Annotated in this window: 18 protein-coding genes and 1 pseudogene; 3 read left to right on the top strand and 16 right to left on the bottom strand. The window is 73.0% G+C overall.

What is annotated here, in order from left to right; genetic code table 11:
• Nucleotides 1-201: 201 nt before the first annotated feature.
• From ACSNOA_RS15905 to ACSNOA_RS15865, 9 genes are read right to left on the bottom strand one after another with little or no spacing between them, the layout of a single operon-like run.
• Entirely contained in the window at nucleotides 202-1,728 is a 1,527-nt protein-coding gene (locus ACSNOA_RS15905) for an aldehyde dehydrogenase (NADP(+)) (RefSeq protein WP_436659141.1), read from the bottom strand.
• Entirely contained in the window at nucleotides 1,721-3,226 is a 1,506-nt protein-coding gene (locus ACSNOA_RS15900) for an NAD(P)/FAD-dependent oxidoreductase (RefSeq protein WP_436659140.1), read from the bottom strand. Before ACSNOA_RS15900 ends, ACSNOA_RS15905 begins: the two co-directional genes overlap by 8 nt.
• Nucleotides 3,213-3,509, bottom strand: coding sequence for a (2Fe-2S)-binding protein (locus tag ACSNOA_RS15895; RefSeq protein ID WP_436659139.1), 297 nt, complete (start codon nucleotides 3,507-3,509; stop codon nucleotides 3,213-3,215). The genes ACSNOA_RS15900 and ACSNOA_RS15895 overlap by 14 nt, the downstream gene beginning before the upstream one ends.
• Nucleotides 3,506-4,660 carry an NAD(P)/FAD-dependent oxidoreductase gene (locus ACSNOA_RS15890; protein WP_436659137.1) on the bottom strand — a complete coding sequence of 385 codons (1,155 nt, stop codon included), beginning with the start codon at nucleotides 4,658-4,660 and terminating at the stop codon, nucleotides 3,506-3,508. Before ACSNOA_RS15890 ends, ACSNOA_RS15895 begins: the two co-directional genes overlap by 4 nt.
• Nucleotides 4,657-5,337 carry a GntR family transcriptional regulator gene (locus ACSNOA_RS15885; protein WP_436659136.1) on the bottom strand — a complete coding sequence of 227 codons (681 nt, stop codon included), beginning with the start codon at nucleotides 5,335-5,337 and terminating at the stop codon, nucleotides 4,657-4,659. The genes ACSNOA_RS15890 and ACSNOA_RS15885 overlap by 4 nt, the downstream gene beginning before the upstream one ends.
• Nucleotides 5,334-6,335 (bottom strand): proline racemase family protein, encoded by a 1,002-nt coding sequence (locus ACSNOA_RS15880; protein WP_436659134.1) that lies wholly within the window; start codon nucleotides 6,333-6,335, stop codon nucleotides 5,334-5,336. Before ACSNOA_RS15880 ends, ACSNOA_RS15885 begins: the two co-directional genes overlap by 4 nt.
• Nucleotides 6,332-7,237: a dihydrodipicolinate synthase family protein gene (locus tag ACSNOA_RS15875; RefSeq protein WP_436659132.1), complete on the bottom strand. Its 906-nt coding sequence runs from the start codon at nucleotides 7,235-7,237 to the stop codon at nucleotides 6,332-6,334. Before ACSNOA_RS15875 ends, ACSNOA_RS15880 begins: the two co-directional genes overlap by 4 nt.
• Before the next feature lie 40 nt (nucleotides 7,238-7,277).
• Complete coding sequence (locus ACSNOA_RS15870; protein ID WP_436659130.1) at nucleotides 7,278-8,606, bottom strand: aminopeptidase P family protein; 1,329 nt, start codon at nucleotides 8,604-8,606, stop codon at nucleotides 7,278-7,280.
• On the bottom strand, nucleotides 8,599-9,936 hold the full coding sequence (locus ACSNOA_RS15865) for an alpha/beta fold hydrolase (protein ID WP_436659129.1): 1,338 nt from the start codon (nucleotides 9,934-9,936) through the stop codon (nucleotides 8,599-8,601). The genes ACSNOA_RS15870 and ACSNOA_RS15865 overlap by 8 nt, the downstream gene beginning before the upstream one ends.
• A gap of 191 nt (nucleotides 9,937-10,127) precedes the next feature.
• Here ACSNOA_RS15865 and ACSNOA_RS15860 point away from each other — a divergent pair, with 191 nt between their 5' ends.
• Together ACSNOA_RS15860 and ACSNOA_RS15855 are read left to right on the top strand one after the other, a co-directional pair.
• Nucleotides 10,128-11,405 (top strand): vanadium-dependent haloperoxidase, encoded by a 1,278-nt coding sequence (locus tag ACSNOA_RS15860; protein WP_436659127.1) that lies wholly within the window; start codon nucleotides 10,128-10,130, stop codon nucleotides 11,403-11,405.
• Nucleotides 11,406-11,508: 103 nt separating this feature from the next.
• Nucleotides 11,509-13,482: an ABC transporter ATP-binding protein gene (locus ACSNOA_RS15855; protein WP_436659126.1), complete on the top strand. Its 1,974-nt coding sequence runs from the start codon at nucleotides 11,509-11,511 to the stop codon at nucleotides 13,480-13,482.
• Between the two features lie 98 nt (nucleotides 13,483-13,580).
• Here ACSNOA_RS15855 and ACSNOA_RS15850 read toward each other — a convergent pair whose 3' ends face one another.
• The 7 genes and pseudogenes from ACSNOA_RS15850 to ACSNOA_RS15820 form a co-directional block, all read right to left on the bottom strand.
• The gene (locus tag ACSNOA_RS15850) at nucleotides 13,581-14,522 is read right to left on the bottom strand and encodes an MBL fold metallo-hydrolase (RefSeq protein ID WP_436659124.1); all 942 of its coding nucleotides are present in this window, start codon (nucleotides 14,520-14,522) and stop codon (nucleotides 13,581-13,583) included.
• 173 nt (nucleotides 14,523-14,695) lie between these two features.
• Complete coding sequence (locus tag ACSNOA_RS15845; protein WP_436659122.1) at nucleotides 14,696-15,484, bottom strand: SDR family NAD(P)-dependent oxidoreductase; 789 nt, start codon at nucleotides 15,482-15,484, stop codon at nucleotides 14,696-14,698.
• 51 nt (nucleotides 15,485-15,535) lie between these two features.
• The gene (locus tag ACSNOA_RS15840) at nucleotides 15,536-16,306 is read right to left on the bottom strand and encodes a class I SAM-dependent methyltransferase (protein ID WP_436659121.1); all 771 of its coding nucleotides are present in this window, start codon (nucleotides 16,304-16,306) and stop codon (nucleotides 15,536-15,538) included.
• Nucleotides 16,307-16,340: 34 nt separating this feature from the next.
• The gene (locus tag ACSNOA_RS15835) at nucleotides 16,341-16,895 is read right to left on the bottom strand and encodes a tyrosine-protein phosphatase (protein WP_436659120.1); all 555 of its coding nucleotides are present in this window, start codon (nucleotides 16,893-16,895) and stop codon (nucleotides 16,341-16,343) included.
• Between the two features lie 100 nt (nucleotides 16,896-16,995).
• A pseudogene (locus ACSNOA_RS15830) lies at nucleotides 16,996-17,895 on the bottom strand (GNAT family N-acetyltransferase); the annotation flags it as partial.
• Nucleotides 17,888-18,283, bottom strand: a complete 396-nt coding sequence (locus tag ACSNOA_RS15825; protein WP_436659119.1) for a VOC family protein — start codon at nucleotides 18,281-18,283, stop codon at nucleotides 17,888-17,890. The gene ACSNOA_RS15825 and the pseudogene ACSNOA_RS15830, both read right to left, overlap by 8 nt.
• A 23-nt stretch (nucleotides 18,284-18,306) precedes the next feature.
• Nucleotides 18,307-19,578: a glycosyltransferase gene (locus ACSNOA_RS15820; RefSeq protein ID WP_436659118.1), complete on the bottom strand. Its 1,272-nt coding sequence runs from the start codon at nucleotides 19,576-19,578 to the stop codon at nucleotides 18,307-18,309.
• On the opposite strand from ACSNOA_RS15820, the gene ACSNOA_RS15815 reads away from it, so the two are divergent.
• On the top strand, nucleotides 19,553-19,948 hold the full coding sequence (locus tag ACSNOA_RS15815) for a MerR family transcriptional regulator (protein WP_436659116.1): 396 nt from the start codon (nucleotides 19,553-19,555) through the stop codon (nucleotides 19,946-19,948). The two genes, ACSNOA_RS15820 and ACSNOA_RS15815, sit on opposite strands and share 26 nt — an antisense overlap.
• The last annotated feature ends 79 nt before the right edge of the window (nucleotides 19,949-20,027 follow it).

Raw genomic sequence — 20,027 nt, 5'->3', positions numbered from 1 at the left:
ACGCGACGTCCAGGCGCGACGGCCGGGAAGGCGCGGTGTCGACCACGAGGGGACACCGCGACACCACAGAAACCGGGTCGATCGAGGACGGCCCGCCGCACACGGAAACGGTCGGCCGGCAACGGACCTTTCGTCCGCCAGCCGGCCGACCGTGGGCACGAACGAGCGCGGGCGTGCGGCCGGAGCCGCGCCCGGTCTCGGTCAGATGGTGCGGACGCCGTCGACCGTACGGGGAAGGTGGAGCGGGTTCTCCTCGCGCAGCTCGACGGGGAGCAGGGGGTCGGGCACGTTCTGGTAGCAGACCGGGCGCAGCCAGCGCTCGACGGCGGTGCTGCCCACCGACGTGGACGTGCTCGTCGACGCCGGGTACGGGCCGCCGTGCTGCATGGCGGGGGCGACCGTCACGCCGGTGGGCCAGCCGTCCACCACGACCCGGCCGGCGATCTCGCTGAGCGCGGCGACCAGGGCCGCCGCCGCCTCGTCGCGCTCGTCGGCCGCGAGGTGCACGGTCGCGGTGAGGTTGCCGGGCAGGGCGCCGAGCACGGCGTCCCGCTCGGTCGTCGAGCCGTAGCGCACCACCACGGTCACGGGGCCGAAGCACTCCTCCAGCAACTCCTCGTACGGTCCGCCGTCGACGAGCCGGGAGGCCGCGACGGTCAGCACGCCCGGCCGCACGGCCAGCGGCGTCCCGTCGTCGCCGGCCGCATCCGCAGCCAGGGGCTCCGCCACGCCGGGCAGGGCGGCGCGGGACCGCACGCCGGCGAGGAACGCCTCGCGCATGCGCGGGTCGAGCATCGGCCCGGACGGAACGGCCGCCGTGACGACGGCCTGGACGACGGCGTCGCCGGCCGGCCCCTCGGGCAGCAGGACGAGGCCCGGCTTGACGCAGAACTGGCCCATGCCCAGGGTGTAGGAGGCGGCGAGGCCCGCGGCGATCTCGTCCGCCCTGGTCTCGGCCGCGCGGGTGCTCACCACGACGGGGTTGAGGCTGCCCAGTTCGCCGTGGAACGGGATCGGTCGCGGCCGGGAGGAGGCGATGTCGAACAGCGCCCGGCCGCCGCGCACCGAGCCGGTGAACCCCACGGCCGCGACGAGCGGGTGGCGTACGAGTTCCGGACCCGCCTCGAAGCCGTGGACCAGGCCGACGACGTCCTCGGGAAGCCCGACCTCGACCGCCGCCGACCGGAGGATCCCGGCGCACAGGGCGGAGGTGGCGGGGTGGTCCGGGTGCGCCTTGACCACGACCGGGCAGCCGGCGGCCAGGGCGCTCGCCGTGTCGCCGCCCGGCACGCTGAACGCCAGCGGGAAGTTGCTGGCCGCGAAGACCGCCACCACGCCCAGGGGAACCTTGTAGCGCCGCAGGTCGGGGCGGGGCGCGGGCTGCGCCGCCGGGTCGGCGTGGTCGATGATGATGTCGAGGTAGGTGCCGGCGTCGACCACGTCCGCGAACGCGCGGAGCTGGTAGCACGTGCGGGCGAGTTCGCCGGTGAGCCGCACCGCGCCGAGCGCCGATTCCGCGTCGGCGGTGGCGACGATCTCCTCGCCGCTCTTCTCCAGCAGCGCGGCGGCCGTCCGCAGCAGGTCCGCGCGCCGGCCGCGGTCGTGCAGCGCGGGGGCGGCCGCCGCGGCGGCGCGTACCACCCGGTCCACGTCTCCGGCCGTGGCCTCCGTGGCGACGCGGCCGCGCTGCCGTCCGGTACGCGGGTCGATGCTCCACACGTCAGTCACCGTCTCGTCCTCCTTCTCCCACCGGCACGGTCGCCGGCTCGGCGGGGGTCGTCTCCTCGGTCAGGGCGGCGAGTTCGCCCAGGGGCACCGGCACGGCGAGGCTGCGAGTGGCAAGCGGGCGCAGGTCGTCCGGCGTGGTCTCGCGTCCGCTCAGGTGCGCGGCGATTTCGGCCGTGGCGAGACCGCACACCCGGCCCTGACACCAGCCCATTCCCGGCCGGGCCAGCATCTTCAGCGTCCGCGCGTCCTCGGCGCCGAGGTCGTCGTGCGCGCGGCGCAGGTCGCCGTAGGAGACCTCCTCGCAGCGGCACACCAGCGTCGTCTCCGACAGCCACTCCGGCCAGGCGGGCGGCAGCGGATAGGTGCGGTGCATGGCCGTGGCGAACCGACGTCCCCGCCGGACGGCGTTGCGCAGCCGTCCGATCGCCGCCGGATCGGCCGTGCGGCCGCGTGCGGCGGCGAGGGAGAGCGCGGCCAGCCGACCCTCGTGGAGGGCCAGCGCCGCGCCGCCCACTCCGGTCGCCTCGCCGGCGACGTACAGCCCCTCCACGCTGCTGCGCTGGGAGTCGTCGACGGCCACGACGAGGGACCCGTCGGTGTCCTTCCCCGTCGCGACGCCGAGCATGAGCGGCAGTTCGAGGGACGGGGTGAAGCCCCACCCGAGCGCCACGACGTCGGCCGCGATCTCCTCGTCCGGCCCGGTCGGACGCCCGTCACGGTCCACCCGGGCGACCCGTACCGCCTCCACCCGGTCCGTCCCGAGGATCTCGCGGACCATGGTCCCCGTCCGGTACGGGATGCGGTGGCGGGCCATCAGCGCCGCGTACCCCAGGGCCTCGAATCCCTTGCCCGGCGCGGACAGCGCGCCCGCCGGGTCGCGCAGCCAGCCCCGCGTTCGGTTGGCCTCGACGACGGCCGCGACGGTGACGCCGGCCCGGGCGAGACCGGTGGCCACGGGGAGCAGGAACGGGCCGGTGCCGGCCACCACGGCGCGCCGGCCCGCCGGTGTGCGGTGGCCCTTGAGCAGCGCCTGTGCTCCCCCGGCGGTCAGCACGCCGGGAAGGTCCCAGCCGGGCACGGGCAGCTGCCGGTCGTACCCTCCGGGGCACAGGACGAGCGCCGGGGCGGAGAGGGTCTGGTGCGGATCGTGTGGCGAGCCCGCGGCGGCCGGGGACGTGGCGGCCGTCGTCCGGAGCGTGAACGTGCCGGTCGCCTCGCGGGTGGCGAGCCAGACCTGGCGACCCGGGAGGTAGGAGATCCGGCGCTCGGCCCGCAGGGCGTCGAGGCGGTCGCGCAGCCGGGTGAACACCCGCCAGCCGTGGTGGCCGGCGCGGTCGTCGGGGCGCGCGTGGGCGCGGTCGTAGTGTCGCCAGAACTGCCCGCCGGGCTGCGTCGCGGTGTCCACGAGGACGACGGCCAGTCCGGCGCCGGCGGCCTCGACGGCCGCCGCGAGACCGGCCGGGCCGGCGCCGACCACGACCACGTCAGGCCTGTGCATCGCTGTCCCCCCGGTCCGTGGTGTCGTCCGGGCCGCCCGTCCCGTCCTCGCCGAGGGTCATGCCGTCGGCCGCGGCCACGAGGCAGGCGCGCTGGTCGGGGACGCCGTCGACGGTGATGAGGCAGTCGAAGCACACACCGATGCCGCAGAACACCCCCCGCGGTCTGCCGCCTGTGCGGGTGGTGCGCCAGGCCGGGATGCCGGCGGCGATCAGCGCGGCGGCGACGCTCTGGCCGGGTTCGGCCGCGACGGGGACACCGCGGAAGGTCATGCGGTGGGTCATGCGGCCGCCTCCCGGTCCGCGAACCGGTCCGGGGCGAACGGCGCGAGGTCGAGGTCCGTTCCCGCCCCCGTGAGCGCCTGGCTGATGAGCTTGCCGGTTCCCACGGACAGGCCGATGCCGGCACCCTCGTGGCCGCAGGCGTGCCAGAGGCCGGGCGCACGCGGGTCGGGGCCGATGACGGGCAGGTGGTCGGGGCAGTACGGGCGGAAGCCGAGGTAGGTGCGCATGGCGCGGACGTCGCGCAACATCGGGAACAGGGCGATCGCCTTGGCCGCGAGCGTGGCGACGGCGGTGACGGACACGGTCCGGTCGAACCCGACCCGTTCGCGGGAGGCGCCGATGAGGATGGTGCCGGCGGCGGTCCCCTCGACCACGGGCGAGGTCTGGAGGGCGGCGTCCGAGCTGGCCACGTCGCCCACGTACTCGGCGGCGTACACCTTGTGCCGGATCGTCCGGGGCGGCATCGGCTGGGTGACCAGGATGAAGCCGCGCCGGGGCAGCACGGGTACGCGCACGCCGGCGAGGCCGGCCACGTCACCGGCCCACGTGCCGGCGGCGTTGAGCACGGCGGCGGCCGGGATGTCACCGGCGGGGGTGCGCACACCGGTGACCTGGGTGCCGTGGCGCAGGAAGCCGGTCACCTCGGTCCGCGTGCGCACCCGCGCGCCCCGCTCGCGGGCGAGCCGCAGCAGGTGGGCGGCCACCAACATGGGCTGCACCTGGGCGTCCTGCGGGTAGAAGGCGCCTCCCGCGAGCCGCGGCGAGAGGTGCGGCTCCAGGTCGCGCAGCTCGGCCCGGGCGACGTCGTGGACCTCGACACCGCATCGGCGCTGGTGGGTGGCGAGTGCGCGCAGCGACGCGGCGCCGCGTTCCGACGCCGCGACGACCAGGCCGCCCTTGGACTCGAACTCCCACAGCTCGCCGTGCTCGGCGAGGTCCTCACGCCAGATCCGTTGCGAGTAGAGCGCCAGGTCGAGCTCGGGGCCGGCCTCCTTGTCGGACACCAGGATGTTGCCCTCCCCCGCGCTGGACGTGCCACCGGCGATGGCGCCGCGCTCGACGACGGTCACCCGGAGCCCCGCCAGCGTGGCGAAGTAGGCGCTCGCCGCGCCCACCACTCCGGCGCCCACCACCACGAGGTCCACGCTCACGCCGGGTCCCTGCCGCCCGCCCACAGGCCCCGCACGTGACCGATGTGGCGGCGCATCAGCAGTTCGGCGCCGGACGGGTCGCGGGCCTCGACGAAGTCGAGGATCTCGTGGTGCTCCGCGGCCGAGCGGCCCAGCCGTCCGCTCTCCAGCAGCGGGGTGAGCCCCAGCAGCCGGGTGCGCGACCGCAGGTCGGCCACGACGTCCACGAGGAAGCGGTTGCCGCTGTAGCCCAGCAGGGTCAGGTGGAACACGTGGTCGGCCTCGATGTAGCCGACCAGGTCGCCGCGCTCCGCCGCGTCGACGATGGCCTGCGCGAGCGTCCGCAGCTCGTCGAAGTCCTCCTTCGGGATGACCGGCACGACGGTCCGCACGGTGGGCGGCTCGATGAGCAGCCGTACGGCGGCCAGGTGGTCGAGGTCCTCCTCGGACACCTCGGTGATCCGGAAGCCCTTGTTCGGGTGTGCCACGACGAGGCCGCTCTTCACGAGGTCGAGCATGGCCTCGCGGACGGGCGTGGGCGAGACGCCGAGGCGCGCGCCCAGCGCGGGAGCCGAGTAGACGACGCCGGGCTCCAGCTTGCCCGAGATGATCGCGGCGCGCAGGGCGTCCCGGATGCGGTCGCGGAGGTTCTCCCGGCGACCGACGCCCGGCAGGTCCGGCACGGGCAGTTGGCTCACAACAGGAACCCCGCGGGGAACGGGTCGGTGGGGTCGAGGTGGAACTGCGACGTCGCGGTGATCCAGGCGCGGCCGGTGATGGACGGCACCACCGCGGGAACCGATCCGACGGTCGTCTCGGCGAGCAGCCGGCCGGTGAAGCGGGTGCCGATGAAGGACTCGTTGACGAAGTCCTCGCCGATGCCGAGTTCGCCGCGCGCGTGCAGTTGCGCCATCCGGGCGCTGGTGCCCGTGCCGCAGGGGGACCTGTCGAACCAGCCGGGGTGGATGGCCATGGCGTGCCGCGACAGCCTGGCGGTCGATCCGGGCGCCTTGAGGTAGACGTGGTGACAGCCGTCGATGTCGGCGCGCTCGGGGTGGACCGGCCGGTCCTGCTCGTTCACCGCGTCCATGATGGCGAGGCCGGCGGCCAGCAGGTCACCGGCGCGGGAGCGCTCGAAGGGCAGCTTCAGGTCGGCCAGGTCGACGATGGCGTAGAAGTTGCCGCCGAACGCCATGTCGTACGCGACCGCGCCGAAGCCCGGCACCTCGACCGTCCGGTCCAGCGCGTGCACGAACGAGGGGACGTTCTCGATGGTGACCGACTCGGCCGCGCCGTCGCGTACCCGGACCGACGCGACCACCAGCCCGGCCGGGGTGTCGAGCCGGATCGTGGTAACCGGTTCGACGACGGGCACCATCCCGGTCTCGACGAGGACCGTGGCCACGCCGATCGTGCCGTGGCCGCACATCGGGAGCAGACCGGAGACCTCGATGAAGAGCACGCCGTAGTCGGCGTCGGGGCGGGTGGGCGGCTGGAGGATGGCGCCGCTCATGGCGGCGTGGCCGCGTGGCTCGTACATCAGCAGGGTGCGGACGTCGTCGCTGTTCGCCATGAACCAGAGCCGGCGTTCGGCCATGGTCGCCCCGGGTATCGTGCCCACGCCGCCGACGACGACCCGGGTGGGCATCCCCTCGGTGTGCGAGTCGACGGCGTGGAACGTGCGGCGGGATCTCACTTGTAGCCCTTGCCGAGGACGGCCTCGGTGTCGGCGGTGATCCGGGCGGCCACCTCGGCCGGCAGCGGCAGGCGCGGCGGGCGGCAGGCGCCGCCCTTGCGGCCGGCGATGTCCATCGACAGTTTGATCGACTGGACGAACTCGGTGCGGGAGTCCCAGCGCAGCAGCGGGTGCAGGTCGCGGTAGATCGGCAGCGCCTTGGCGATGTCGGCCGCGTCGCCCGAGGTGACCAGCCGGTAGAGCTCCACGGTGCTCTCCGGGATCGCGTTCGGGTAGCCGGCGATCCAGCCGACGGCTCCGGCGACGCCGAGTTCGAGAAGCACGTCGTCGGCGCCGACCAGGAGGTCGAGGTCGGGGGCCAGCTCGGCGATCTCGTACGCCCGGCGGACGTCGCCGCTGAACTCCTTCACACCGACGACGAGGCCCTCGCCGGACAGTTCGGCGAGCAGGTCGGGCGTCAGGTCGACCTTGGTGTCGATCGGGTTGTTGTAGGCGACCACCGGGATGCCGACCCGCGCGACCTCGCGGTAGTGGGCGACGACCGCCGCCCGGTCGGCGCGGTAGGCGTTCGGCGGCAGCAGCAGGACGGACGTGGCGCCGGCCTCGGCGGCCTGCTCGGCCCAGCGGCGGGCCTCGAGGGCGCCGTAGGCGGCGACGCCGGGCATGACGCCGAATCCGGCGGGGGCGGCCTCGACGGCCGTCTCCACTACGCGCGCCCGCTCCTCGGGGGTCAGCGTCTGGTACTCGCCGAGCGAGCCGTTGGGGGTCACGCCGTCGCAGCCGCCGGCCGCGAGGAACCGGACGTGCTCGCCGTACGCGTCGTAGTCGACGGACAGGTCGTCGTGCAGGGGCAGCGCCGTCGCGACGTGGACGCCGCGCCACGGCTGTGCGGGAGTGGTCATGGGGCTCTCCTCAGGGGTGCGGGGAAACTTTAGTGCAATGTCACACGGCTTGAGCGGCGGCCATCCACTTCTCCAGACCGTCGGCCTCCAGCGGCAACGCGCGGGACAGCACCTCGTGGCCGTCCGGGGTGACGAGGAGGTCGTCCTCGATGCGGACGCCGATACCGCGCAGCTCCGGCGGCACGGTCAGGTCGTGCGCGTGGAAGTACAGCCCGGGTTCGACCGTGAGCACCATGCCCGGCGCCATGGCCGCGCCGTGGTACGCCTCCTCCGCGGCCCGGCCGCAGTCGTGCACGTCGAGCCCCAGGTGGTGACCGATGCCGCACACCAGGTAGCGCCGGTGGTGCTGCCCGGTGTCGGCCAGCGCCTCGTCGACGGAGACGGGCAGCAGGCCCCAGTCCGCGAGCCCCTGCGCGATGACTTCCATGGCCGCATGGTGGAACTCGGGAAACCGGCGGCCCGGGCCCACCGCCGCGAGCCCCGCCCGGTGGGCGCTCTCCACCAGGTCGTGCACCTGACGTTGCGCCGGCGAGAACCGCCCCGAGGCGGGGAACGTGCGGGTGACGTCGGCCGTGTAGTGGCTGCGCACCTCGACACCCATGTCGAGCAGGAGCACCTCGTCGGGCAGCACCGGGCCGTCGCAGCGCACCCAGTGCAGGGTCGGCGCGTGCCGGCCGCTGCCTACGATCGTGGCGTAGCCGGGGCCGTTGCCGTACGCACGGGCGTACCTGTCGAAGGTGCCCTGGAGCCATCGCTCCCCCGGTCCCGCGACGGCGGTGGGGATCTCGCGGACCACCTCGGCGAAGCCCTCGACCGTGCGGTCCACCGCCTCCCGGAGCTGGCCGACCTCCCATTCGTCCTTGTGCATGCGCAGTTCGGCGAGGGTGCGGCCGACCTCCTCGTCCCGCGTCACGGCCTCGGTCAGCTCGGCGAGCGGCCGGACGTCGACGCCGAGCGCCCGCGCCCAGTCGGCGAGCCCGGGCGCGGCGCCGACCCACAGCTCGCCGTGGCGGGCGTCGGCGAAGAATCCGGGGTCGCCGGGCTGGACGGGCGGCGGGAGGTAGAGGGTGGCGTCGCCGCCGCGCAGCACCACCACGGCGTTCTCCGCCGCGCAGCCGGTCGTCCAGAAGAAGTCGCTGTCCGGGCGGAAGTCGTACGTCGTGTCGTTGCTGCGTACGGGCGCCTCCCCCGCCGCGAGCACGATCGTCCGGCCGGGCAGGGCCTCGGCCAGCCGCGCGCGGTGGGCCGCGGCCGCCTCGGCGGCGCCGGGCACCACCGGCGGGGTGCGGTCGGGCACGTCCCAGCCGGTCGTCATGTACTCGCCGAACGCGGCGACCTCGGACAGCCTCGGCGGCCTGCCGTCAGGCATCGGACCCTCCCTCCCGCCGGAGACCCGCGGGCTCCCCGGTGTCGGTGACTCCCCCGCCCTGCTCGCGGACCATGGCGGCCAGCCGGGCGAAGACCCGCTCGTCCTCGCGGACGCCGTCGTGCTCGTACTCGTTGGTGATCCAGGTCCGGACGTTGCCCACGCGGGCCGCGGTGTCCAGTTGCAGGCCCGCGTCGACGTACATGTCGTCGTAGTAGACGGCGGCGGCCACCGGAACCTCGTTGGCGGCCAGCCGGTCCGGGTCGTAGAGCGGCGGCCACTCCTCCCGGGCGGCGAGCACCTCGACGGCGCCGCGGAACGGGCGCAGCTCGGCGATCTCCTCGAACATCCAGGGATAGATCATCTCGCCGGTGAACAGCAACGGCCGGGCGTCCTCGGCGAACTGCGGGTGCCGGGCGCGTTCGGCCTGCGCCGCCCAGCCGGTGGCGCCGGCGCCGTGGCCGTAGATGCTCTCCTGCATCACCGCGAACAGCGGGTTGTCGGCGTACGACGTCCTCGCGAGCACCTGGTGCAGGAAGGTGGCCGAGAGCTCGTCCCCGGCGAACGCCTCGTCGAGCAGCCAGTGCAGGCGCTCGTAGCCGGGCTTCATGCCGAGGTCGAGTCCGAGCGACTGGAAGCGCCGGACGCTCAGCACGTCCCCGTCGGGCAACCGCACGTCGCCGGCGGCCAGCCGGTCGGCGATCCGGCCCACCTGGGCGACCTGGTGCGGGTACCGCCTGTGGAACTCCCGGTTCTTTGCCTCGACGCGCGGGTAGGTGCGCCGGTAGACCTCCGCGGCCGACGGGTCGAGCGCGGGCAGGCCGCCCGTGACGTAGCAGGCGGCCAGCGCCGCCGGGGCGTTCGACAGGTACGTGAGCGTGAGGAAGCCGCCGTACGACTGCCCCAGGGTGGACCAGCGTCGGCCTCCGAAGACGGTCTTTCGCAGGTGTTCGTGGTCGGCCACGATCGAGTCGGCGCGGAAACACGCGAGGAAGTCGGCGGCCGCCTCGGCCGTGGGGAACGTGTCGATCGTCCGGCCGTCGACGCGGGTGCTGCGGCCGGTGCCGCGCTGGTCGACGAGAACGACGCGGTGGTCGCGCAGCGCCAGGCCGAGCCAGCCGGACCGGTCGAGCGGCCGGGGACCCTTCCCGCCGGGCCCGCCCTGAAGGTAGACCAGGCACGGGAGGTCCTCGCCGGCCCGGACCGGGTCGACGATCTCGCGGGCGAAGAGCCGGATGCTGCCGCGCGACGGGTCGGACCAGTCCAGGGGCACGTCGGTGACGTGGTCCCGCACGCGCATGCCGGGAATCGTGTAGGTGGCGGCGACGGTCACGGGCGGCACCCGCACGCCGTGGCCGGCACGCCGCCGAGCCCTCCAGTAAGGTGTGCCATTGCACTGATCCTAGGTCCGGGATCTCGACCTGCCAAGACCCGAATACCGCTCGGATCGCGACGACCGACGGGCGGGTCCACAGTGCTACCGTCGACGGTGGTCAATGTCTTTCCGACCGCACGGGGGCACCGATGACAGTTCGCCGGCGTACGACCTCGCTTCGCGTCACCTCCGCCGTGATCACCGTGGGCGCCCTGCTCGCGGCCACCGTTCCGGCGCCTGCGACGGCCGTCGCGGCCCCCGCCACCAATCCCGTGATCGCCTGGGACCTCCACGCGCAGACCGCGATCTGGGACGTCGCGGCCCAGCAGCCCAACGAGCAGGTCCGCAGCTTCGCGATGGTGAACGGCGCCGTCTACGACGCCGTGAACGCGATCGCCGGAACCCCGTACCAGCCGCACCTCGGCGCACCGGCGGCCACCGGGCGGGAGTCGGTGCCCGCGGCGGTCGCGACCGCGGCCCACGGCGTGCTCACCAGTCTCTTCCCCGACCAGCGGGCGCGGCTGCGGGCGCAGTACGACGAGGCGCTCGACACCATCCCGGACGGGCCGTCGAAACGGGGTGGCGTCACGGTCGGCGCGCGGGCCGCGACCGCCATGGTGGAGGCGCGGCAGGACGACGGCGCGTTCGGCGACCAGCAGTGGGTGACCGGAACCCGGCCCGGCGAGTGGCGTCCGACCCCGCCGCTGTTCCTCTCCCAGGGGGCGTGGACCGGGCACATGCGACCCTTTCTCCTGCCCGCCGCGGCGCTGTTCCGCGCACCCGGGCCACCGCCGCTCACCAGCGCCGCATACGCCCGCGACCTCAACGAGGTCAAGACGGTCGGCTCGGCGTCGAGCCCGGTCCGCACCCGCGACCAGACCGAGGCCGCGTTGTGGTGGCACGACCGGCGCTCCGCCTCCTGGGAGATCAAGCGCCAGCTCGCCACGACCCAGCGGTTGAGCGTCCTGCAGACCGCGCGCTTCTTCGCGATGACCGACCTGATCGTGGCCGACGCGGGCGTGGCCTGCTTCAGCCAGAAGGAGTTCTGGAGCTACTGGCGTCCGGTCACCGCCATCCCGCTGGCCGGCGCCGACGGCAACCCCGGGACGGCGGCCGACCCCGACTGGACGCCGTTGCTGGTCACGCCGCCCTTCCCCGAGTACCCGTCCGGCCACGCCTGCGGCACCGGCTCCCGGATGGCGCTGTACCGCCACTTCTTCGGCCGGGACGACGTGCCGTTCAGCGGGTCCAGCGTCGACTCCGGCACGACCCGGCACTTCACCAGCTTCAGCCAGGCCCTCGACGAGTTGATCGGCGCGCGGGTGTGGGGCGGCGTCCACTTCCGCAGCGCCGACGTCGACGGGGCCGAGCTCGGCGAGGCCGTCTTCCGCTACGCGGTCCGGCACCACTTCCGCCCCCGCGGATGACCCGGTCGGCGTCCGTGTTCCGGACGTCAGGGCGATAACCAGCGGTGACCGTACGCATACAATGCGTCCGGCCCACCCGCCCTGCCGACCCTGGAGGCGCGCCATGTCCGAGACGGCGACCACGGACGGGCCGCGTACCCCGACTCAGCCGACGGGCCCGGCGCGGGCGGAGTCGGTGCTGCCCGAGCTGCGGGAGATGTGGTGGGAGGCTGGGGTCCGGGCCCGCGCGCAGGCCGGCGTGTTCGCCGTGTTCGCGGAGTTGCCGCAGCTGGTCCGGGCCGCGCTGGCGGTCAGCTGGCGGGCCGACCGGATCCGCACCTCGGTCGTGGCGGCGGCGACGCTGGGCGCCGCCGTGATGGCGGCGTTCGGGCTCCTCGCCACGCAGCGGGTGCTCGTGGAGCTGTTCGCGGGCGGCCCGACGCCGGAGCGGGTGGTCGCGGCGCTGCCCGCGCTGCTCGCTCTCACCGCCGCCACGGCGTTGCGCGCCGGCATGGCCACCGCCATGGGGTACGCCCAGAACGGCCTCACCCCGAAGGTGGACCGGGAGGTGCAGCGCGGCCTGTTCGAGGTGACCACCGCGGTGCGGCTCGAGGCGTTCGACGCGGACGCCTTCGCCGACGACATGGAACGCGCCTCCCGGGGCGCGGACGAGACGACGCGGCTGGTGCAGGCGTCGATGAACCTTCTCGCCGGCCTCACGGGAGTGCTCGCCGTGGCCGTCGCCGTCGTGGTCATCCACCCGCTGCTGCTGGCGGCGCTGCTGGTGGCCACGGTGCCCAAGGCCTGGGCGTCCCTGCGCGCCGGACACCTGCGCTACCGGACCTACGCCGCCGGCTCGGTACGCCGTCGCCGGATGTGGCTGCTGCACAAGCTGATGGCCGAACGCGACTCCGCGCCCGAGCTGCGGTCCTACGGCCTCCGCCGGTTCCTGCTCGACCAGTACGACCGGGTCATGGGCGTGGAGGCGGACATCCAGCTCGCGCTCGCCCGGCGGGTCACCACGACCACCACGATCGGGTCGTCGATCGCCGGCCTCGCGACCGCCACCGTCTACGTCCTGCTCGGGCTGCTGCTCGTCGACGGGCAGATCCCCCTCGCCGCGGCGGCGACCTGCGTCCTGGCGGTGCAGGCCGCGCAGCGTTCCCTGTCGATCGTCACCTACCAGGTGGACGAGGTCTACACCGAGGGGCAGCACTTCCGCGACTACACCGGCTTCATGACCCGCGCCGCCGCCTACCTGCCGACGCAGGCGCGCGACGGGCGGCAGGAGGCGCCCGCGCCGGGCCCGCTGCGGGAGCTGGCGGTCGACGCCGTGAGCCTGCGCTATCCGGACCGGGACACACCGGCCGTGCACCGGGTGAGCCTCACCATCGAGGTGGGGCAGACGGTCGCGTTCGTCGGGGAGAACGGCTCGGGCAAGTCGACGCTCGCCGCGATGATCGCCGGCCTGCGCACGCCAACCGAGGGGGTCATCCGCTGGAACGGCCGCCCGCTCGCCGACTGGCGCCACGACGCCGTCCAGAGCCGCATCGCGGTCGTCACGCAGGAATACCACAAGTGGCCGTTCACGGCGGCCACGAACATCGCCATCGGGGACGTCGAGACCGAGCCGCGGCGGGAGCGTATCGAGGCCGCAGCCGCCCGCGCGGTCGCCCACGACATGATCGAGGAGCTGCCCCACGGATACGAGACGCTGCTCGACCGCACCTTCGCCAACGGTCAGGACCTCTCCGGCGGGCAGTGGCAGCGGATCACCGCCGCCCGCGGCTTCCTCCGCGACGCCGAACTCCTCGTCATGGACGAGCCGTCCTCGGCCCTCGACCCGCGGGCGGAGCACGCGCTGTTCCAGGCCATCCGGGACCGGCAGGGCCGCGCCACCACCATCCTCATCACCCACCGGCTGGCCAACGTCCGGCACGCCGACCGGATATTCGTGCTGCACGAGGGCGAGCTGGTCGAGGCCGGCAGTCACGACGACCTCATGGCCGCGGGCGGCCGCTACGCCGAACTGTTCACCCTCCAGGCCGCCGGCTACGACAGCACCCCGCCCGCGCCGCGCCGACCCGCGTCCGGCTGACGGTCGGCCCCGAAGCCCGGCCCGATCCCCGGAGCGCGGCCGGATCCCCGGAGCCCGGCCGGATCCCCCGTGGCGCCGGCCGGGCCGACCAGCCCGGATCAGTCGAGGTCCACCCAGGGCCGGTTCAGGTGGGCGGTGGCCAGCACCGCCCCGCGGCGTCGCGCGTCGTCGAGGAGTCGCCGTCGCGTCCGGCGGGCCACCTCGGCGTCCACCTCGAACCGGTAGGCCACCGCGGGGTCGACCAGTTGGACCGCGTGCACCAGGACGTCGCCGGTGACGATGACCTGCTCGGCGCCGCCGTCGACGACGACGGACTGGTGACCGGGTGTGTGCCCGGGCGTCGGCACGACGCGTACCGAGTCGCTCGAGCGGCCTGCGGCGAAAAGGCGCGCGGAACCGTCCACCTCGTGCAGTTGCCCGCTCGCGCGCAACGGTTCGACCACGTACGCGAGCGCCGCGTCGCCCTCGGGCAGCGCCGCCGTCTCCCGCCGCTGGACGACGTAGCGCGCGTTGGGGAACATCGGTGCCCCGTCCCGTCCCACCGACCAGCCGACATGGTCCTCGTGCAGGTGGGTGAGCACCACGGTGTCGACGTGCACGGGGTCGATGCCGGCGCGCTGGAGCCCGGCCGGGAGCGTGCCGGGCGTGGGCGCCCAGGCCGCCGCCGGACTGCCGTCGGGCCCCACACCGGCGTCGACCAGCATCACCCGGTCGCCGGGACCGCGAATCGCGAAGCAACGGAAGTCGAGCTGCCAGGTCTCCCCCGGCCCGAACGCGTCCGGGTCGAGGAGGCGGGCGCGATCCCAGTCGGAGGAGGTCGCCTCGGGGAAGGCTTCCCGCCGGTCGAGGAAGAACGGCCCGGCGGCGTCGAGCAGCGGCGTCACCGTGAACGGGCCGACCGCGCGCGACGGGACCGCCCGCCGCCCCCGGGGCGTCGCGGCCTCGGCCCGGTCCGGCGTGCCCACGGCCCCGGTCGTCCCCGCCGTCGCGGCGGCGGCCGGGACGGTCCGTCGTCCGAGCGCTCCGGTTGTGTCACCCACGGCGTTGCCTCCCACAGCGTGGTGCCTGACCTGATGGGCCGGCCGGTCGTGGCCGCCCCCGGGTCACGCTAGGGCCGACCGCGGCCCGCGGTGACGCGGTCGAGGCCCGGCTGACCGGATCCTGTCGACACGTGACCGGAGAGCGCCGCCGTCGCGAACGCTTCGGCATCCGTTCAGGTCGCGGTGTAGCCGCCGTCGACGGTCAGCACCGAGCCGGTGACATAGCTGGCGCCGGCGGACGCCAGGAAGACGTAGGGGGCGGCGATCTCGTCGACGGTCGCACGGCGGCCGAATGGGGTGAACGTTCCGATGCGTCGGTCCGAGGCGGGGTCGTCGTGGACGGTCACGCTGTCCATGATGTTCTCCACGTAGCCGGGAGCGACCGCGTTGACGCGGATGTGGTGGGGTGCCCATTCGGCGGCGAGGGTACGCACGAGCTGGTTGACGCCACCTTTGCTTGCCGCGTACGGCGCCAGCCCGGGGATGCCCACGACGCCGGCGATGGAGGATGTCAGGGTGATCGAGCCGCCTCGGCCCCGCGCGATCCAATGGCGGGCGGCGGCCTGGGCCGGCAGGAACGCGCCGCGCAGGTTGACGGCCAGGATCCGGTCCCACTCGGCGGGGCTGTAGTCCACCGCGGCTCTTATGATGTCGACGCCGGCGTTGCAGACCAGATGGTCGATTTGGCCGAACGCCGTCAGGCCGTACTCGACCAGATCCTGGGCGACGGTCTCGTCCGAGATGTCGCCGGGCAGACGCGCCACGCGGGGTGAGCCGTCGACGAGGGGCGGAAACCGCTGGTTCAACGCGTGGAAGGTCCGTTCGGTCTCGTCGGCGGCGTGGCCGTTGATGAGCACGCGGGCGTTCTGCTCGAGCAACGTGCGGGCGATGGCCAGGCCGATGCCGCGGCTCGAACCGGTGACGACGGCGGTGGTTCCGGTGAGATCGAACAGTCTGCTCACCTGTCTCCTCGGTGATCCGCGGTTCTCCGGGGTTGGGCGCCATCCCGGTGGCTACGAGGACGCGTGCTCGGGACGCCGAGCGGTGACGACGCGCAGTCCCCGCGGTCCGGATACGGGTGGTGCGACGACGAAGCCGGCCTCGTGTAGCAGGTCGCGGACCCAGGTGGTGGGCAGGCGGAGTTTGCGGTAGCTGCTCTTGTCGAACTGCCAGGTCCCGTCCGCGTCTCTGGTGTGGACGAGGTCGTGGACGCGTACCGCGTCGCCCTCGTCCTCGAGGAAGCACGTCATGATGCGTTCCGGGTCGGTGCGTACCTGGATGAAGCGGTCGAGCCCGCTCAACGGTGTGGTGAGGTCGCGGAAGGTGAGAACGAAGGCTCCTCCGGGGACGAGCGCGTCGAAGACGTCCTCGACAAGGCGGCGTACGGCTGTGGTGTCCGGTAGGTGCGGCAGGGTGTCACCCATGCACACGACCGTGGTGACCGACTGCGGCGCGACGATGCTGTCCAAGCCCGAACAGAGATCGGCGTGGACGGGCCGTACTGCTGGGTACGCCGTGGTCCGTGCCGTCATCTCGGCGAGGAGTGTCGGGCTCACGTCGACGCCGACGACGGTGTCGTGCCCGAGTTGCGCCAGCGCGATCGACTGGATGCCCGACCCGCAGCCGAGATCGAGGGCCGTGCGGTTCGGCTTCCCGAACGCTCGGATGTCCAGCGAGTCGAGCAGCTGGCGCTGCTCCGCGACGAGCTCGTCGAAATCCCCGCCCAGCATCCAGGTGTAATGCCGCGCCAGCAGGCTCTCGTAGTGTGTGGCTACCTCGGACATGTCGTCCCTTCCGTTGAGCGACCGCGAGCGCGGCTCAGGCAGTCATGATGTCTTTGAGCGCGGTGATTCGGCTCGGGCGTAGGTCGTACGCGGCAGCGAGGAAGCTGTCGAACGATCCGTACTGGTGATCGATGGTCGCCCATAGAGTGGTCAGGTACTCGGGGCGGAGCTTGATGGCGTCGTAGAGGTGGTGCGGAGTCTCGCCGAGAGTGGCGGCGACCTTCGCGAACGTGTGGTTGCGCGGGGGCTGGACGTAGACGTTGGAGAAGGTGAATCGCTGGTACGAGGTGCTGTTCGGGTCGTGCCGGTCCGGTTGCAGGAGAAGGTTCGATGCGAGGTAGTTGGCTCGGATCGTGGTGTCGGAGACGCCGAGCGCCCTGAGCAGGATTGCCGTGGCGATGCCGGTGCGGTCCCGTCCGCCGGTGCAGTGGATGAGGATCGCGCCTTCCCGCGCCGGGTGGAGGAGCTGGTCGAACATCGCCTTGTAGGCGCCGAGTCTGCGGAGGAAGTCGGCATCGCCGTAGCCGTTGACCAGAGTGAGCATCCGGTAGAACGGGCCGTACTCCTCGACCTTGGCCCGGTCGTGCATCTGGTCGGAGAACCCGTGCCGGTGCAGTAGCGATCTGATCTTGGCGAAGTCCAGGTCGTCCTGGTCGACCGGCGCGGCTGATCGTGACCGCTCCGGCCGGCAGACGATCGGGGGCCTTTGCTTGTTCCTTGCGGCCGCGGAAGTCGATGACCGTGCGGATGCCCAGTCGTTCCAGGGTGACGAGGTCGCGATCGGTGAGATACGACAAGGCGGAGCTGCGGTACAGGATGCCGGGCTTGACCCGCCTCCCGTCGGCAGTGCGGAAGCCGGCGACGGCACGAGTGTTGAGTGCGCCGTCCAGCGGGACCACGTGACCCGCGCCTTCGATGGTCGACGGAACTGACGGCACGGACGCCGGCCAGGGTGAGCGGATCCGGACTGGATGCCGCTCAGCGAGCCGTGCGGTGAGCAGGGCGCGGCGCTCGGGCCATTCCTCGGCCACGATGGAGTACATCGCTGAGTCCCGGAGTCGTCCGGCCTCGCCGGGCGCCCAGGATCGCGACCAGCGGCGCAGCACACCCTCGAACGTCCCACCCACGCTTTCGATCGCGGCGCGGGAGCGGAGGTTGCGTGCGTCGGTCTTCAGGTCGACCCGGGCCACGCCGAACGCGGTGAAGGCGTGGTCGAAGAGCAGTAGCTTGGCCTCGGTGTTGATGCCGCTGCCCTGCGCCGTCGCGGCCAGCCAGCTGAAGCCGACCTCGACGGCGCAGAGATTGCTACCGTCGGGCCACGGCCGGGGATCCCAGTAGGCCGTCGATCCGACCGCACGGCCTGACGCCTTGTCGACCACGGCGTACGGAGCCAACTTTCCGGTCTCGGCGCGGGCGAGCTGGGTGTCGATGTAGTCGTCGACCTCGTCCGGGTGAGGCACCCAGGTGAACGCGTAGGAGCTACGGTCCTCGCTGCACGCCGCGGCGAGGTCGGCGGCATGCTGGTGGCCCAGCGGTTCGAGTCTCACGAGACGCCCCTCCAACAGGGGGCACGTGAACGAGTCAGACATCCAACGCCTTCTCGTCCGTGACCGGTTCCGTGCTCGAGAAGTACTGCGCCAGGCAGAATTCGTTCCCCTCCGGGTCGGCCATCACGACGACCACACCCTCGTCGTAGTCGTGGCGCTCGCCGGTGAACGATCCGCCGAGGGACACGACCTCCGCCATGCCGGCGGCGATGTCGTCCACCGAGACGTCCAGGTGGATCCGGGTCTTTCCCCGCTTGGGTTCCGGGACGGGTTGGAAGACCAGGCGCGGAAGCATGTCGGTGCGGTCACCGAGGTAGACCCACCCGGGCTCCGTGGGCCCTTCCTCACGGCCCAGCAACGTGCTCCAGAACCGGGCCAGTCGTCGTGGGTCGGCACAGTCGATGGTGATTCCGCTCCATCGGTTCGGCACGGTCGCATTCTCCTTCCATCGGCTCATGAGACGCGGCGGAGCCTGGCGGTTGCGAGCGCCTCCACCTCGTCGACGATGAGGTTCGCGGGTTCGATGGCCGTGGCCATCCGTCGAGCCGCCTCGCGATAGCCCGGCTCGTTGAGCACGTGGTCGATCGCTGAACGCACGGTCTCCACATCGGCATCCGGTCCGATGCGGACGCCGAGGCCGTGGCGGGTGACGCGGGCAGCGACCGCCGGCTGGTCGCGCCCCATCGGCACACACACCAGCGGTACGCCGGCGCTGACGGCGGCCATCACGGTGCCGTGGCCGGCATGGGTGACGACCAGACTGGCGTGGGGCAGCACGGACTCATGCGGTACGAACCGTTCCAGCACCGCGTTGGCCGGTGGATCGAGCTGGTCGGCGTCCACCGAGTTGCCGAGCGTGACCAACGCGCGTACCGGCAACAGCGCGATTCCGGCCAGCAGACGCTTGAGCACGTCGAGCTGGCCCTGGTCGGTGGTGCTCAGGCTCACCAGGACCAGCGGTTCGTCACCGTCGGGCAGCCGTACCGCGGGCGGCCGACGCCGCTTGGGCAGTTGCGGGCCGACGTAGCGGACGTGGTCAGGTGGTCGGACGTCGGGCAGCTCGAAGCTGCGGCTGGAAAGGACGAGCAGCCGGTCCACGTCGAGGATCTGCTCGGTGAGCGAGGCGACGGGGGGCAGTTCGAGTGCCTCCCGGGCGTGGTTGAGACCGTCCAGCGCGCTGGCCCAGTCGCCCCGCACGTGGTCGGCTCTCGCGCGTAGGGCGCCGGCGACGTACACCGTCGGCATGAGAGCCGCGGACGGAACGTCGCTGGTCCTGGCGGCCATCAGCGCGCCGAACACGGCGCAGTCGGCGACGACGAGGTCCACACCGTCGTCGAATCGGGGTGCCAGCTGGCGTGCCCACGCATCACTCGCGTCGATCATCCGCGGAACCAGGTCCTCCGTCGACCGGGTTGCAACCTGCGGCGGCCAGGCGAGCTGTTCCAGGTGGAACCCGCGGTCGTGCGCCTGTTCGCGTACTTCTGGCGGGCCGAGGAGCGTCACCCGGTGGCCGCGGTCCCTGAGCTTGCCCGCGACGGTCAGTTCGACGGACGCGGTGCCGCCGCCATCGCGGATGACCTGCGCCACGTGCAGAGGTCGGCTGGCCACTCGCGCCTCATCAGTCGTGATGGACATGATCCCGAGTCTGCGGCTTAATGTCGACATGAAGTCAAGCGCCGCGTCGTTCGCTATCGGCGAGATGGCGCAACGGTTCGGGCTGGCCACCCATGTCCTGCGGCACTGGGAGTCGATGGGGCTGATCACGCCGGCACGGGTCGGAGGGCAGCGCCGCTACACCGACGACGACGCCTACCGGGTGGCCGCCATCCTGCGCGGCAAACAGGCCGGTCTCAGCCTCGACCAGATCCAACAGATGATCACGACGGCCGACCCTGCGCCGAGGACCGCGATCCTACGGCGGCACCGCAAAGAGTTGGAGGATCGCATCGCCGCCACCCAGGCAGCGTTGGATCTCATCAACTCCGTCCTTGGCTGTCACCACGCCGATTTCACCCAGTGCCCCAGATTCCGAGAAGTGATCACACATGAGAGCGGTGCGCCCGGGCAGTCCCACGACGGGCCTGGCGGAAGCTGAACGGGAAACATCGTGCTCCTGGCCCACGCAACCGGAGAGGGCGGCGCTCGTACCACCTGGCTGATCCCCCCACGGTCGC

Origin of the sequence: Micromonospora sp. URMC 103 (assembly GCF_051386435.1) — a bacterium.
Taxonomy (GTDB): domain Bacteria; phylum Actinomycetota; class Actinomycetes; order Mycobacteriales; family Micromonosporaceae; genus Micromonospora.
This window is presented reverse-complemented; position numbering and strand designations above follow the sequence as displayed.

Excerpts from the sequence above, each read along its gene's own strand:
- ACSNOA_RS15900 (WP_436659140.1), bottom strand. The coding sequence starts at position 3,226 with ATGCACAGGCCTGACGTGGTCGTGGTCGGCGCCGGCCCGGCCGGTCTC.
- ACSNOA_RS15895 (WP_436659139.1), bottom strand. The coding sequence starts at position 3,509 with ATGACCCACCGCATGACCTTCCGCGGTGTCCCCGTCGCGGCCGAACCC.
- ACSNOA_RS15875 (WP_436659132.1), bottom strand. The coding sequence starts at position 7,237 with ATGACCACTCCCGCACAGCCGTGGCGCGGCGTCCACGTCGCGACGGCG.
- ACSNOA_RS15870 (WP_436659130.1), bottom strand. The coding sequence starts at position 8,606 with ATGCCTGACGGCAGGCCGCCGAGGCTGTCCGAGGTCGCCGCGTTCGGC.
- ACSNOA_RS15860 (WP_436659127.1), top strand. The coding sequence starts at position 10,128 with ATGACAGTTCGCCGGCGTACGACCTCGCTTCGCGTCACCTCCGCCGTG.
- ACSNOA_RS15855 (WP_436659126.1), top strand. The coding sequence starts at position 11,509 with ATGTCCGAGACGGCGACCACGGACGGGCCGCGTACCCCGACTCAGCCG.
- ACSNOA_RS15840 (WP_436659121.1), bottom strand. The coding sequence starts at position 16,306 with ATGTCCGAGGTAGCCACACACTACGAGAGCCTGCTGGCGCGGCATTAC.
- ACSNOA_RS15835 (WP_436659120.1), bottom strand. The coding sequence starts at position 16,895 with ATGCACGACCGGGCCAAGGTCGAGGAGTACGGCCCGTTCTACCGGATG.
- ACSNOA_RS15815 (WP_436659116.1), top strand. The coding sequence starts at position 19,553 with ATGGCGCAACGGTTCGGGCTGGCCACCCATGTCCTGCGGCACTGGGAG.